The following is a 12989-nucleotide window of genomic DNA, read 5'->3' on the forward strand; positions in this document are numbered from 1 at the left end:
ATGCCGAGAGAAGCCGGCCTACGAACGATAGTTCCGAAACGGCCGCAGGAATCGGGCAAGACCTCTTGTCTCGTCCTGCTCCTCCGCTTCGCGAACGATCTCCGTCGCCGCATCGTCGGCGCGACCCCTGATCCCTCGATCGAGACCTTGCGCGCTGTCCAGGCCGTGCAGCGCCTGAAGCAGCATCGGCGGCAGGGCGATGCGATGCTCCTGCAGAAGGAGCGCTGCATCGTTCAGTGCCTTGACCTGCGCCTCCGGAATCGGGCGATTCATGATCTGCGCGTCGAGCACCGCATCGGACAAGGTTCCGATCAGGCGCAGGACTTCGGACATCTGCGCGGTGTCTCCCTGTTCGCCCGCCATGATCCACATTCCACTCGAGTTCGACGCACGCCGGGTTCGGAGCCGAGCTCCGGAAGAGAATGCCGCGAAGCCGAGGACGCTGCGTCCTCAGTTCGGTCCCGTGCATTCCGCGTTGAACGGCCCGAGGACGATATCGCCCTGGTTCGGGTTGTTGACAGTGAAGGGCGCCGTGTCCTTCGTGCCGACGAAACCGGGGCCGAGATCCGGCTGGAAGAAGCCGTCGCCGAACTTCATGTAGCAACGGTCGAGGACCGCCTCGTATTCGAGGTGGATCTTCGCGGCTTCCCGCCCGCCCGCGACCGGCTGCCCGAGGCGGCCGAGCGGTGCGCAGTAGGCCGTCAGATCGACGTGCCCCGGCTGCGACAGCCGCACGGTGGCGAAACGCCCCGGCCTCACGACGAAGGCGGGCCCACCATCCTGGCTGGCGACCAGCACGGCGGCGGAGCGATTGTAGACCCGCCTCAGGCAGTCCGCCGAGGCGGTGCTCGTCCACCCCACCACGATGACGGTCGAAGCCATCAGGGTTCGGGCGCAGGCGGATCGGATGAACATCATGACACGTCTCTCGGTGGTTCCGGGAGGCAAACGCCGAAGACGCTGCCGTTCAGCGTCATCAACGCGAAACCAGCGGTTGCGATCAAATTTTGCTTTCCGCAGCCGTACGCGACGCGCCGCACGCCGAAGCCGCCCTTGCCGCACGGGCAATTCGGCCGGCGAGGACGGCGCATCACCCCTCGCGCTTGACATATATCTATCTTGAATATTAGTTAGATGCATAACGGATATATGGTGCTGCCGTGAGCGAGACCGAATTCCTCGAGGCGTACGATCCCGCCGCGTTCGCGCGGCCGGCGCTCACCGTGGATCTCGTCCTGCTGGGGCTGAGCGAGGGCCGCCCGGCCGTGCTCCTGATCGAGCGCTCGCAGCACCCGCATGCCGGCCGGTGGGCGCTGCCCGGCAGCTTCGTCGCGATCGACGAGCCGCTCGACGCGGCGGCCGGGCGCATCCTGCGTGAGAAGGCCGGCTTCGGCGCGAACGAGGCCGCCCGGACGCATCTCGAGCAGCTCTACACCTTCGGCGCCGTCGACCGGGACCCGCGCATGCGCATCGTCTCGGTCGCCTACCTCGCCCTCCTGCCCGAGGCGCTGTTCACGCAGGTGCTGATGGGCGACGCCGGGTTGTCGGCAGCCCGGATGGCGGTGCCCGGGGAGGGCGAGGCGGGCCGCCCCGTCGCGGTCTTCGCCGCACGGGATCGGGCGGCGCGCACGGCTCTGTCGCTCGCCTTCGACCACGCCGACATCCTGGCTCTGGCGATCCTGCGGCTGCGGGGGAAGCTCGATTATTCCGACGTCGGCTTCGCGCTGCTGCCGGAAACCTTCACCCTGCGGCAGCTGCAGGACGTGCACGAGGCGATCCTCGGCACGACCCTGAACAAGCCGGCCTTCCGCCGCCGGATGCTCGATCGGGGCTGGCTCGTGCCGACGGGTGCCCGGGAGACCGGCACCTCGTTCCGTCCCGCCGAACTCTATCGCTACCGGAAGCCGCTCTGATCTGCGGCTCCGCCCCCACGAGGAGGGTCCCATGGCTACGATCCGCAACATCGGTCCGGTCGCGCAGCTGAAGAGCGAGGCGAGCAGCCACGTCATCCGCCACCGCAACGGCCGCATCCGGCAGAGCGGGCGCGGCCTCGTCTTCTGGTTCCGGCCGGAGACCGCGAGCATCAGCGAGGTGCCGATGGACGACCGCGAGATGACGCTGTTCGTGCGCGGCCGCAGCCGGGACTTCCAGACCATCGTGGTGCAGGGGACGATCGGCTGGCGCGTGGTCGACCCGGAACTGCTGGCGAGCCGGGTCGACTTCTCACTCGGACTGCGCACCGGCAGGCCTCAGGGCGAGCCGATCGAGCGCATCGAGGCGCGTCTCGGCGGCATCGCCGGCCAAGCGGTCCTGCAGGCGATCGGCGGGAACCCGGTCGGCGCCCTCCTCGATGCCGGCCCCGAGCCCCTGCGCGTCGCCCTCCAATCGGTCCTGGAGGCGGCGCCGGCCCTGGCGGAGATCGGCATCGCGGTGGTCTCGGTGCGGCTCACCAACCTGGCGCCGTCGAGCGAGCTGGAGCGCGCGCTTCAGACGCCGACCTTCGAATCCCTTCAGCAGAAGGCGGACGCGGCGACCTTCGCGCGGCGCGCCCTCGCGGTGGAGAAGGAGCGGGCCATCGCGGAGAACGAGCTCGAGACGCGGACGGAACTGGCCCGGCGCGAGGCGCTGCTCATCGCGCGGGAGGCGGAGAACGCCCGCGACCGTGCCGCCGGCCTCGCCGAGGCGCAGGGGCTGGAAGCGGCGGCCGAGGCCGAGCGCATCCGCCTCGTGGAAGGCGCCCGGGCGGAGGCCGAGCAGCGCCGCGCCGCGATCTATCGCGATCTCCCGCCGGCCGTGCTGCTCGGGCTGGCCGCGCGCGAACTCGCAGGCAAGCTCGAGACGATCGAGCACGTCAACGTGACACCCGACCTGCTGGCCGCCGCCTTGGGCGAGTTCCGCAGGCCGGTGCCGCCGCTCGCGGCCGCCTCGCGCTAGGCGTCGTGCCATGCCGGTGATCACCCCGCGGGCGGTGTTCGTCATCCGCGACACCGATTACGAGGCCCTGCTCGCCCGCCACGCCACCCGCGGGCAGGCCCGCTTCTTCCTGGAGAGCCGCGGCCAGAGCCTGGCCGAGGTCGAGGCGCGCCACCTCCGGTTCCACGCCGTGCTCGGGCAGGCGCGGGCGGCGGTGCCGGGGGACTGGCGGCAGGCTCTGACCCGGCGCGTCGACCTCGATCGCTTCCTATTCGCCCCCGAGGACGTCGTCGTGACGGTGGGCCAGGACGGGCTCGTCGCCAACGTGGCGAAGTACCTGCGCGATCAGCCGGTGATCGGCGTCAACCCGGACCCGGACCTCTACGACGGCGCCTTGGCGCGGATCGCGGTCGGGCGCCTGCCCGCGCTGCTCCCGGCGAGCGTCGCCGGGGCGGCCCCGGTGGAGCGCCGCACCATGGTTCAGGGCGTGCTCGACACCGGCGAGCGGCTGCTGGCGCTCAACGAGATCTTCGTCGGCCATCGCAGCCATCAATCGGCGCGCTACAGGATCGAGGCGGCGGGCACGGCCGAGGACCAATCGTCGAGCGGTCTCATCGTCGCCTCGGGGACCGGCCTGACCGGCTGGGCCCGCTCGATCGGGGAGGCGACGCACCTCACGGTCGGTATCGGGAGCGAGGAGGCGGCGGTCGGCTACTGGGTGCGCGAGCCGTTCCCGAGCGTCGCCACCGGCACCGCCGTCCGGGCGGGCAAGCTGACAGGCACGGCGCTGGCGGTGACCTCGCGGATGAACGAGGGCGGCGTGGTCTTCGCCGACGGGATCGAGCAGGACTTCATCGCCTTCGACTGGGGTCGGCGGGTCGAGCTCGGCCCGGCCGACCGCGCCCTGACCCTCGTGGTCGCGTAGCGTCGCCGCGGCTCAAGCCGAGGGCTCCACCGCGGCGTCGGTCCAGCTCTGCAGCGGAAACGTCCGGTCGTAGGCCAGATTGAACAGGAAGGCGTAGGCCACGTAGAAGCCCGCGATCGCAAGATCCATCACAAGGGCCTCGACGAGGCCGATGCCGAGATACCAGGCGATCGGCGGCAGCAGGATCACGAGCAGCCCGGCCTCGAACAGCACGGCGTGCGCCACCCGCAGGGGGAGGCTCTTGCGCGTATGCCCGACCAGCCGCTGCATCGCGCGGTCGAAGCCGAGGTTGTAGGCGTAGTTCCACGCCATCGCGACCAGCGCGCTTCCGACGCCGATCACGCCCATGTCTGCGGCGTGCAGCCCGAACAGCAGGGTCCCGAGCGGGATGATGAGCGCGAGCCCGATCACCTCGAACAGGATGGCGTGGCGGATGCGGTCACGGGTGGTTCGCATGGTCTGGCCCGAAAAAACCTCGTTGGTCGGCCGCGTTCTATCTGCGATATCCGACCCGGCAAGTTGGTACGTATCTCGGGAGCCGATGGATGGCGGTCTCGCTCGATCAGCTTCAGGCCTTCGTGGCGGCGGCCGAGGCCGGGTCCTTCTCCGGCGCCGCCCGCGTGCTGCGGAAGGCGCAGTCGGCGGTCAGCACGCAGGTGGCGAACCTCGAAACGGATCTCGGCCTGCCCTTGTTCAGCCGGGCGGGCCGGAACCCGGTGCTCACGCCGGCGGGGGAACGGCTGCTGCTGGAGGCGCGGGTGGTGCTCGACCGGCGGGAGCACCTGATCGGCGTCGCGAGCAGCCTCGAGCAGGGGGTGGAGAACCGGCTCGTGGTCGCCATCGACGAGCTCTATCCCGAGCACGCGCTCGGCGCGCTCTTCGCCGACTTCGCCCGGCACTTCCCGTCGGTGGAACTGGAGCTGCTCTTCCCGCTGATGGAGGACGTCAGCCGCATGGTGCAGTCCGGCGCCGCCGACCTCGGGGTGATGTGGCGCCAGGAGGTCTTGCCGACGGAGCTCGGCTTCCAGACCATCGGCTGGGTCCCGCTCAAGCTCGTCTGCGGGCGCGATCACCCGCTGGCGAAGGCGCGGGTCGCTTGGGAGGAGCTGAAGCGCCACCGCCAGATCCTCGTCGCCGCGCGCGGCGACGGGCCGGAGAAGCGCCGCCTTCGCGTGGCCGCCGAGGTCTGGTGGGTCGAGAGCCACTGGGTGATCCTGGAGATGGTCAAGCACGGGATCGGCTGGGCCTTCGTCACCGACCACGTCATCGCCGCCTCGCAGACCGCGCCGGACCTCGTCACGCCGGACCTGCAGTTCGACAAGGGCGACTGGCCGATCGCCCTCGAGCTGGTCTGGCACAAGCAGCGGCCTTGCGGCCCCGCCGCGGCCTGGCTGCGCGAGCGCTTCGCCGCGGAGCGCGTCGGCAGCCTCGCGGGCGACGACCGGCCGCGCTGAGGCCGGCCGCGTTGAGGTAAGGGCGCGCGGCGCGGTCAGGGCTCGGCCCACGCCGCCCGCACCGGCCCGGTTGCGGTATCGGGCTTGGCATCGCCGATGAAGATCACCACCGGGCCGTGCTCGGCCCGCCGCGGATCGTAGAAGTCGAGGAGGTCGGGGTACCGGCGCTGGATAAAGTCCGGGCGCAGGCCCGCGCGGCGCAGCAGATGGTCGATGACGACCTGATCGCCGTGCACCCCGTTGGGGACCGGGCCGCACGAACCGGCCCGCATCCAGCGTTCGGGCTCGGCCGCGAACGCGGCGTGGAGGAAATGCAGCTCGCCCCCGTCCCAGCGCAGCAGGGCGCTGGAGAGCCGCCCCTCGTGGAAGTAATCCTCCATCGCGGCGAGCCCTGGCTCGGCCAACGCATCGCATGGCCCGGTGAGGACGGTGTCGAGGTCGCACAGCAGCGTCGGCCCCCGCGTCAGGCCGGGGCGGAACGCCTCCATCTTCGCCCACCAGGCCGGCCAATCGTGCCACAGCGGAACCTGCTCGACGCCGGCGACGGCGAGCGGAAGGTCCGTGAGGCAGAGGATCCGCTCGAACGCCGGGGCGTGGCGGCGCACGCCGCGGGCGAGGCGCTCGACCCAGGTCGCGTCGTAGCGGCCGCCGCCCTTCAGGACGGTGACGAGGGTGGTCATGCGCGGAACCCGATCATGTTGCGGGGACGGACCCGGTAGGGCCGGTCATCCCGAAGGGTGAAGGCGGAGCTGGCCGGACGCCTCGGCTTCGGCGAACCAAGCACGCTCGGCCGCCCAGGGATGACCGGGCCAGCCGGCGAAGCCGAAGCCGTAGGCGTCGACCGGCCCGGACCACGAGGGCCGGCCGAGCAGGAGCGCCAGGGTCACGAGAAAGCCGGTGCTCGGGTTCGGCCGTCCCATGGTGCCGGCGCCGAGGCGCAGGCCACCCTCGCGGTGCAGGTCTTCCGGCAGGACGTGAACCGGCTTGCCGAGCGGAGCCAGCAGCGCCAGCGCCTCACGGGTCCAACACACCTGCTCGGGTCGGTTGTGCTCCGCTGGAAGCATCGGGAACGGCAGGATGAAGGCCTCGGCCGCACGAACCACCGGGCGGTCGAGGAAGCCCGGGTCGGCCAGCCATTCCCGCATCTGGCCGCCGCGATTGACCAGGGCGAGGTGGGTGACACGCGAGCCGGTGCGTCCGCGAAAGCCCGCCGCGTTGTTGAAGCGCACCACCGAGGGCGCCGCGTCGATCGCGGCGGCGGCCTCGATCTCCGGCGCGTTGCCGACGATGGCGAGCCGGGAACCCGAGATCCGGAGCGCACCGGTCCGGGGCGCATCGTGGGCGCGTGAGGGATCGACCGGTGCGTTCACATGCGGCTGGGGTTCGAGGAGCAGCGGAGGTATGGCGTCGGCCCCACGCGGCAAGGTGCGGCGGCGGAGCGGGAGGGTTGGACCGATGATGCGCCGATGCTTCGTCTGCGCCGCAGACATGCTGCAGCCGACCGAACGGCATCTCACGTATCCGGGCGGTCGCCGCCGCGATTTCCCGCTCGCCTGCGCCTCCTGCGGGCTCCTGCTGACGGCGGATGCCGATCCCGACCGCTGCCGCGCCGATCTCGCGGAACGCCTCGCCGCACCGGCCTTCGTTCCGGACCCGGACGGCGCCTACGGGCTCGACCTCTACACCCTGCGCAGCGCCGCGACCGGAGCCAGTCTCGGAATTCGCGCGCTCGACGGGGACGGCCGTGCGGATCTGCGCCGGCCGCACGGCATCCGCGCCGCGCAGGCGGACCTCTACGCCCTCGACGTGGGGGAGACGATGCCGGTCTCCCTCGGCCTGCTCTGTCGCCCTGCGGATCTCGAGCGCGTCCTGGCCGGCGTCGAGGCCCACGCAGCCTGGACCGACGACGTGGTCGTCCTGCTCGATGCGTCGGCCGGTCCGCCGCGCGCCATGGCCGCCGCCGGCTTCGCGCACGGTGCAGTGCGCGTGGCCGCGCGGCCGATGGACGGCGATTTCGGCGCGCAGCGCAACGCCCTCCAGGACCTCGCCCGCCATCCCTGGATGCTGCAGCTCGACGCCGACGAAACCCTCGACGCCGCCGCGGGCCGCCGCCTCCCGGCGCTTGCGGGCCTGGCCGAGGCGGGCGATGTTCTCTCGGTCGGGCTGCCGCGCCGGAACCGCGTCGACGGCGTCCTCTCCGACGTCTACCCGGACGTCCAGTACCGGCTGAACCGCAGGAGCGTGCGCTATGGCGGCCGCGTGCACGAGCGGCCGGTGCTCGACGACGGCTGGCCACGCAGCGCCATTGCGCTGCACGGGGCGATCGAGCATCATCTCGGCCGAGCGCACGTCCTGGCGCGCTCGCGGCGCTACGAGAGCCTCGCCCCCGGACGCGGGCGCCCGGAGGAAGAGGCGGCGCTGCTGCGGCCGTTTCGCGACTGAGCGCCCGGTTCGGGGCTCGGCTCAGCGCGTCGCCCGAGCGCAGCTCGCCGAGATGGCGCGCGCGTACAGATCGAGGGTCTCGCGGCCGAGGGCCGCCCGGTTGAAGCGTCCGGCCGCCGCGAGCGCACGTGTTCGGTAGGCCAGGCGAAGGCCCGGGTCGGCGAGCAGCGGGCGGAGGGCGTCGGCGAGCGCCGGGCCGGTCGCGTCCCGTGACAAGGGCCCCGCGCCGGGGTCGCCGACGAAGGCGCGGGCGCTGGCATCCAGCGCGCAGGCCACCACCGGGCGTCCATAGGCCAGGGCCTCCTGGTAGACGAGGCCGAAGCTCTCGTAGCGGGAAGGTGCGAGCACCGCATGGGCGGCGGCGTAGGCTTCGGCGAGCTCGTCGGCGGGAACCCGCCCGCGCGCGCGGATGCGGGCCCGCGCCCCACCGGGCAGATCGCCCGGGAGGTCCGACGGCGGCACGCCGACGAGATCGAGCACGAAGGGCGGAACCGATCCGAACGCGGCCTCGTCGGCGAGGATCGCGATCGCTCCGAGCAGGGCGTCGAAGCCCTTTCGCGCCTCCGCCCGTCCCACGAAGAGCAGGCGCACCGGCTCGGAATGGTCCGGATAGGCCGCGCCCCGCGCGGCCGCCGTGATCTCCGGCGGCAGGCTGAGGCCGATCACCGCTTCCGGCTGCCGGCCGGACAGAGCGTAGGCCCGGGCGATCACCGCCCCGTGCTCGGCCGTGTTGGCGATCAAGCCGGCGCTGCCGCGCGCCTGGGCACGCTCCAGCGCGTCGGCGGTGCGGCCGTCGAACCCGTCGCGCAGCGAGGCGGGGGCGTCGCGCGTTAAGGCCGCCGGCGTCGAGCTTCGCGTCACCAGCGGCAGGTCCCGGCGCCGGGCCAGCAGCACGGCGGGGGCGTACCAGTTCGTTGCCTCCGCCACGTCGAACGGTGCGTGCGCGTGGACCGCGCGCACCGCGCGGCGGAAGGCGAGGGGGGCCGCGAGGTGGCCGGCCGAGCCCCAGCGGCGCAGGCGCGCCAGCGCGCCGCCCGGCGGCAGGGCGATCCCGACAACGGTCACGCCGCCGATGCGCTCGCGGCCGGTGCGGTCGAGGGCGAAGACCGTCACGTCGGCGCCGGCCATGGCGAGGCTCTCCGCGATCTCGCGCGCCGCGGTCGAGAGGCCGCTCGGGGCCGGCGGGTAGTCCCAGGCGAGGTAGGCGACCCGCATCAGGCTGCGAGCAGGCGGCGATACAGGGCGAGGTAGTCGGCCGCCATGCGGTCGGCCGTGAAGCGCGCCTCGAAGCGCGCGCGGACCTGGGCGCGGTCGATCTGCTCGATCCGCCCGAGCGCGGCGACCGCCTCCGCTTCGGAAGACACGATGAAGCCCGTCACGCCGTCCTCGACGATCTCCGGCACGGAGCCGCGGTTCCAGGCCACCACGGGCGTGCCGCAGGCCATCGCCTCGATCATCACGAGGCCGAAGGGCTCCGGCCAGTCGATCGGGAACAGCAGCGCCCGCGCGCCGCCCAGCAGTTCCCCCTTCCGACGATCGTCGACGGGTCCGAGATAGGTCGCGTCGTCACCCAGCAGCGGGCGGACCCTGTGCTCGAAGTAGTCCGGGTTGCCGACGTCGACCGTGCCGCCGAGCCGGATCGGGATGCCGGCGGCGCGCGCGACGCGGATCGCGGTGTCCGGCCGCTTCTGGTCGGTCATCCGGCCGACGAAGGCGACGTGCGCGCCGGGCTGCGTCTGCAGGGCGTAGCGGTCCCGCGCGATGCCGTGATGCACGATCCCCGCCCGGTTCGCGGCCGGGATGCCGGCCTCCTGCGCCGCCGAGATCGCCGCGACCGGCAAGTCGGGGAAGCCCGCGAAGAACAATGCCCGGTCGAGCTCGTCCACGCGCCAGTGCACCGTCGTGAGGCTGTGGCGCCGTCGCGCGCCGAGAAGCGCCGCATGCGCGAACTCGCCATGGCAATGCACGATGTCGAACCGGTCGAGGCGCAGCCGCAGCGCCTCGAGCTGCAGGGCGTCCAGCGCCGCCGGGACGCCGGGCGCGACGCGTCCATGGCGGCGTTCGAGGGCCGAAAGACTCGGGTGATCGCCCACGTGCGGCAAGTCTGTCGCACTGTCGGAGGGGGCGAACAGTGTTACCTCCACCCCCAAGCCACTGAGCGCCGTGCCGAGGTCGTGGATGACCCGCTCCGTGCCGCCGTGATGCTCAGGGGGAACGGGGAAGATGTTCGGGGCGACTTGGGCGACGCGGATCACGATGGGTACCTCACCTGCAGCGTTCTCTCGTCCCGGCACGCCCGAGACGCCGGCGGCCTGATGTTCGTCCTGCATGTCGCCTTGCAGGGCTGCCTTCGCGGCGGCAGCGTCGCGTTCGGGCTGACCGCCGATACCGGCGGCCACATCCGCTATCTGCTCGACCTCGTCGCGGCCTCGTCTCAGGATGCCGGCATCGAGCGGATCGTGATGGCGACGCGGCTGTTCGACGGCATCCATGGCCCGGACTACGCCGTGCCCGAAGAGCGGATCTCCGACAAGGTTGAGCTCGTGCGGCTCGCGAGCGCGTCGCCGGCCTACCGGTCGAAGGAGGAGATGCACGCGGAGGTCGCGAGCTTCGCCCGGAACCTCACGGCCTGGATCGGCCGGCAGGCGCGGGCGCCCGACCTGATCCACGCCCACTACGCCGAAGCGGCCTCGGTCGCGCGGCTGGTCGAGGACGCGCTCGGGATCCCCTTCGTGTTCACCGCCCACTCGCTCGGACGGGTCAAGGCGTCGATCCTCAGCGCAGGCGCCGAGAACGGCCCCGATCTCGCGCCTCGCATCGCCGCCGAGGAAGGGGCCCTGGCCCGCGCCAGCCTGATCATCGCCTCGTCCCGCGACGAGGCGGAAGTGCAGTATGCCGGCTACGCGGCCTACGATCCCGGCCGCATCCGTGTCCTGCCGCCGGGCAGCGATCTGGCGCGATTCACCGCGGCCGAGCCCCTTCCGCGGGTCGACGCCACCATCGACCGTTTCCTGCACGATCCGAGCAAGCCTGCGCTGCTGGCCCTCGCCCGGCCGGTGGCGCGCAAGAACCTCGCGGCGCTGGTGCGGGCCTATGGGGAGAGCCCGGAGCTTCAGGCCCGCGCCAACCTCGTCCTGATGGCCGGCATGCGCGAGGATATCGATGCGCTCGACGGCGACATGCCCGCGACCCTGCGCGAGATCCTGGTGCTGATCGACCGCTACGATCTCTACGGCCGCGTCGCCTATCCGAAGACCCACGACCCGGAGGACGTGCCGGCGATCTACGCCTATGCCCGCACCCGCGGCGGCGTGTTCGTGAACCCCGCCCTCAACGAGCCGTTCGGGTTGACGCTCCTCGAAGCCTCCGCCGCCGGCCTGCCGCTGGTGGCGACGGACAGCGGCGGCCCCAACGACATCGTCGAGACCTGCGGCAACGGCCTCCTCGTCGACCCGCGCGCGCCGGATGCGATCGCCGCCGCGTGCCTGCGGATCCTCGACGAGCCCGATCTATATGCGGCCTGCGTCGCGGGCGGCGCCCGCGCGGCGGCCGCCTACGACTGGGACCAGCACGCCGCCCGCTACCACGATCTTCTGCGGGCGCTGCGGGCGCCCGAGCCGCCGCTGGCCGTGCCGCGTCAGCTGCTGGTCTGCGACATCGACAACACCCTCGTCGGCTGCGCGGCGTCGCTCGGCATCTTTCGGCGCTGGCGCAGCCGCCAGGCGGGGCTGGCCTTCGGCGTCGCCACCGGCCGTTCCTTCCACTCCGCGATGGCGATCCTCGAGCAGCAGGCCAGCCCGCGCCCGCAGGTGATGATCACCTCGGTCGGCTCGGAGATCTACCATCTCGATCCCAACGGCGTGACCTACACGGCAGACTTGGCCTGGCGCGCGGTCGTCTCGACCGGGTGGGACCGCTCCGGCGTCCGCGCGGCGCTCGCCGATCTCGACGGGCTCGTGCCGCAAGGCCCGCTGGAGCAGCGCGGGCACAAGCTCAGCTATTTCGGGGACGCGACGACGGCACGGGCGGTGCTCGCCCGTCTCGCGCAGGCGGGGCACCGCGCCAGCGTGATCCACAGCCACGGACGCTACCTCGACGTGCTCCCCGCAGCGGCCTCGAAAGGGACGGCGGTCGCCCACGTCCGGGCGCTCTACGGCCTGCCGGAGCGGGCCGTGTTCGTCGCCGGCGATTCCGGGAACGACGTCGAGATGCTGCGCGCCCAGGCGCAGGCGATCATCGTGGCCAACTACTCCGACGATCTGGCGAGCCATGCCGCGCTGAAGCATTCCTACGTCGCCCGCACCTCGCACGCCCGCGGCATCATCGAGGGCGTCGGCCATTTCCGCCGGATGCTGGCCGATGCCGGCTGAGCCTTCGCATGTGCCCTCCGCGAGCGTGCTGACGCTGGTCCGCGGCCGGGCCGACCGTCTGCGCAACCTCATGCATGGGTTGGCGCGCCAGTCCGCGTCCCCACGGGAGCTGGTGATCGCCTGGATGCAGCCCGAACCCGCGCCGGACCTGCCGGACCCGGGTTGTCCCGTGCGTCACCTCCACGTGGCGGGCGAGCCGATGCCGCTCGCCGCCGCCCGCAACCGCGCGGCCGAGGCCGCCCGCGGCGAGCTGCTGATCTTCCTCGACGTCGACTGCATCCCGTCTCCCGGCCTCGTCGCAGCCTACCGCCGAGCGGCGGCGCAGGCCGAGGGCCTGTTCCTCGGCGAGGTGCTGTATCTGCCGCCCGGGTCCGAGGCGGGGAATGCCGCCGACGATGCGGCGCTCGCGCGGGCCGGGCAGAGGCATCCGGCGCGGCCGGCGGTGCCGCGAACGGGCCTGCGCCCGGAGCCGGATCCCGGCCAGCTCTGGGGCCTGTCCTTCGCTCTGCCGGCCCGCGCCTGGCACGCCGTCGGGGGCATGGACGAGGCTTACGCCGGCTATGGCGGGGAGGAGACCGACCTCGCCGTCCGCCTCGCGGCCGGCGGGTTGCCGACCTTCTGGGTGGCGGGGGCTTGCGCCTACCATCAGCACCACCCGGTCCACGTGCCGCCGCTGCAGCACTTCGAGGCGATCCTCGCCAACGCCGCCCGCTTCCACCGAAGGCACGGACGCTGGTGCATGACCTACTGGCTCGACCAGTTCCGGGCCGCCGGGCTGATTGCCTGGGACGCGGACGCACCGGCGATCCGGCTCGTCCGCCGGCCGCGCGCCGACGAGGTCGCCGCCGCCCTGCGGCCCGACGCCCTGTTCTCCTGACGGTTTGC

At 72.5% G+C, this 12989-nt stretch carries 14 protein-coding genes; 7 read left to right on the top strand and 7 right to left on the bottom strand.

Annotation, left to right across the window (positions count from 1 at the left end; translation table 11 throughout):
* Window positions 1–18: 18 nt before the first annotated feature.
* Window positions 19–363, bottom strand: a complete 345-nt coding sequence (locus ACFZ8E_RS04750) for a hypothetical protein (protein ID WP_405042164.1) — start codon at window positions 361–363, stop codon at window positions 19–21.
* 87 nt (window positions 364–450) lie between these two features.
* Window positions 451–882: a hypothetical protein gene (locus ACFZ8E_RS04755; RefSeq protein WP_405042165.1), complete on the bottom strand. Its 432-nt coding sequence runs from the start codon at window positions 880–882 to the stop codon at window positions 451–453.
* A 278-nt stretch (window positions 883–1160) separates the two neighbouring features.
* Here ACFZ8E_RS04755 and ACFZ8E_RS04760 point away from each other — a divergent pair, with 278 nt between their 5' ends.
* From ACFZ8E_RS04760 to ACFZ8E_RS04770, 3 genes are read left to right on the top strand one after another with little or no spacing between them, the layout of a single operon-like run.
* Window positions 1161–1913, top strand: a complete 753-nt coding sequence (locus ACFZ8E_RS04760; protein ID WP_405042166.1) for an NUDIX hydrolase — start codon at window positions 1161–1163, stop codon at window positions 1911–1913.
* A 31-nt stretch (window positions 1914–1944) separates the two neighbouring features.
* Entirely contained in the window at window positions 1945–2934 is a 990-nt protein-coding gene (locus ACFZ8E_RS04765) for an SPFH domain-containing protein (RefSeq protein WP_405042167.1), read from the top strand.
* A gap of 10 nt (window positions 2935–2944) precedes the next feature.
* Window positions 2945–3838: an NAD(+)/NADH kinase gene (locus ACFZ8E_RS04770; protein WP_147726338.1), complete on the top strand. Its 894-nt coding sequence runs from the start codon at window positions 2945–2947 to the stop codon at window positions 3836–3838.
* Window positions 3839–3850: 12 nt separating this feature from the next.
* Here ACFZ8E_RS04770 and ACFZ8E_RS04775 read toward each other — a convergent pair whose 3' ends face one another.
* Window positions 3851–4294 (bottom strand): PACE efflux transporter, encoded by a 444-nt coding sequence (locus tag ACFZ8E_RS04775; protein WP_405042168.1) that lies wholly within the window; start codon window positions 4292–4294, stop codon window positions 3851–3853.
* Window positions 4295–4383: 89 nt separating this feature from the next.
* Here ACFZ8E_RS04775 and ACFZ8E_RS04780 point away from each other — a divergent pair, with 89 nt between their 5' ends.
* Window positions 4384–5292 carry a LysR family transcriptional regulator gene (locus ACFZ8E_RS04780; RefSeq protein ID WP_243989258.1) on the top strand — a complete coding sequence of 303 codons (909 nt, stop codon included), beginning with the start codon at window positions 4384–4386 and terminating at the stop codon, window positions 5290–5292.
* Window positions 5293–5327: 35 nt separating this feature from the next.
* Here ACFZ8E_RS04780 and ACFZ8E_RS04785 read toward each other — a convergent pair whose 3' ends face one another.
* Window positions 5328–5972, bottom strand: a complete 645-nt coding sequence (locus ACFZ8E_RS04785; protein WP_405042169.1) for a hypothetical protein — start codon at window positions 5970–5972, stop codon at window positions 5328–5330.
* Between the two features lie 45 nt (window positions 5973–6017).
* On the bottom strand, window positions 6018–6602 hold the full coding sequence (locus ACFZ8E_RS04790) for a hypothetical protein (protein WP_405044326.1): 585 nt from the start codon (window positions 6600–6602) through the stop codon (window positions 6018–6020).
* Between the two features lie 148 nt (window positions 6603–6750).
* On the opposite strand from ACFZ8E_RS04790, the gene ACFZ8E_RS04795 reads away from it, so the two are divergent.
* Window positions 6751–7734 carry a hypothetical protein gene (locus tag ACFZ8E_RS04795; RefSeq protein ID WP_405044327.1) on the top strand — a complete coding sequence of 328 codons (984 nt, stop codon included), beginning with the start codon at window positions 6751–6753 and terminating at the stop codon, window positions 7732–7734.
* Window positions 7735–7755: 21 nt separating this feature from the next.
* On the opposite strand, the gene ACFZ8E_RS04800 is transcribed toward ACFZ8E_RS04795, so the two are convergent.
* Both ACFZ8E_RS04800 and ACFZ8E_RS04805 read right to left on the bottom strand, forming a co-directional pair.
* Window positions 7756–8949, bottom strand: a complete 1194-nt coding sequence (locus ACFZ8E_RS04800) for a glycosyltransferase family 4 protein (RefSeq protein WP_405042170.1) — start codon at window positions 8947–8949, stop codon at window positions 7756–7758.
* The gene (locus ACFZ8E_RS04805) at window positions 8949–9989 is read right to left on the bottom strand and encodes a glycosyltransferase family 4 protein (RefSeq protein WP_313899064.1); all 1041 of its coding nucleotides are present in this window, start codon (window positions 9987–9989) and stop codon (window positions 8949–8951) included. The genes ACFZ8E_RS04800 and ACFZ8E_RS04805 overlap by 1 nt, the downstream gene beginning before the upstream one ends.
* A gap of 60 nt (window positions 9990–10049) precedes the next feature.
* On the opposite strand from ACFZ8E_RS04805, the gene ACFZ8E_RS04810 reads away from it, so the two are divergent.
* Together ACFZ8E_RS04810 and ACFZ8E_RS04815 are read left to right on the top strand one after the other, a co-directional pair.
* On the top strand, window positions 10050–12104 hold the full coding sequence (locus ACFZ8E_RS04810; RefSeq protein WP_405042171.1) for an HAD-IIB family hydrolase: 2055 nt from the start codon (window positions 10050–10052) through the stop codon (window positions 12102–12104).
* The gene (locus ACFZ8E_RS04815) at window positions 12094–12981 is read left to right on the top strand and encodes a galactosyltransferase-related protein (RefSeq protein WP_243936523.1); all 888 of its coding nucleotides are present in this window, start codon (window positions 12094–12096) and stop codon (window positions 12979–12981) included. The genes ACFZ8E_RS04810 and ACFZ8E_RS04815 overlap by 11 nt, the downstream gene beginning before the upstream one ends.
* Window positions 12982–12989 lie beyond the last annotated feature (8 nt).

It is taken from the genome of Methylobacterium sp. HMF5984, from assembly GCF_045033435.1.
Lineage (GTDB): Bacteria > Pseudomonadota > Alphaproteobacteria > Rhizobiales > Beijerinckiaceae > Methylobacterium.

Coding starts and splice junctions, on each gene's coding strand:
- ACFZ8E_RS04750 (WP_405042164.1), bottom strand. CDS start 363: ATGGCGGGCGAACAGGGAGACACCGCGCAGATGTCCGAAGTCCTGCGC.
- ACFZ8E_RS04755 (WP_405042165.1), bottom strand. CDS start 882: ATGGCTTCGACCGTCATCGTGGTGGGGTGGACGAGCACCGCCTCGGCG.
- ACFZ8E_RS04765 (WP_405042167.1), top strand. CDS start 1,945: ATGGCTACGATCCGCAACATCGGTCCGGTCGCGCAGCTGAAGAGCGAG.
- ACFZ8E_RS04770 (WP_147726338.1), top strand. CDS start 2,945: ATGCCGGTGATCACCCCGCGGGCGGTGTTCGTCATCCGCGACACCGAT.
- ACFZ8E_RS04775 (WP_405042168.1), bottom strand. CDS start 4,294: ATGCGAACCACCCGTGACCGCATCCGCCACGCCATCCTGTTCGAGGTG.
- ACFZ8E_RS04780 (WP_243989258.1), top strand. CDS start 4,384: ATGGCGGTCTCGCTCGATCAGCTTCAGGCCTTCGTGGCGGCGGCCGAG.
- ACFZ8E_RS04785 (WP_405042169.1), bottom strand. CDS start 5,972: ATGACCACCCTCGTCACCGTCCTGAAGGGCGGCGGCCGCTACGACGCG.
- ACFZ8E_RS04795 (WP_405044327.1), top strand. CDS start 6,751: ATGCGCCGATGCTTCGTCTGCGCCGCAGACATGCTGCAGCCGACCGAA.
- ACFZ8E_RS04800 (WP_405042170.1), bottom strand. CDS start 8,949: ATGCGGGTCGCCTACCTCGCCTGGGACTACCCGCCGGCCCCGAGCGGC.
- ACFZ8E_RS04810 (WP_405042171.1), top strand. CDS start 10,050: ATGTTCGTCCTGCATGTCGCCTTGCAGGGCTGCCTTCGCGGCGGCAGC.
- ACFZ8E_RS04815 (WP_243936523.1), top strand. CDS start 12,094: ATGCCGGCTGAGCCTTCGCATGTGCCCTCCGCGAGCGTGCTGACGCTG.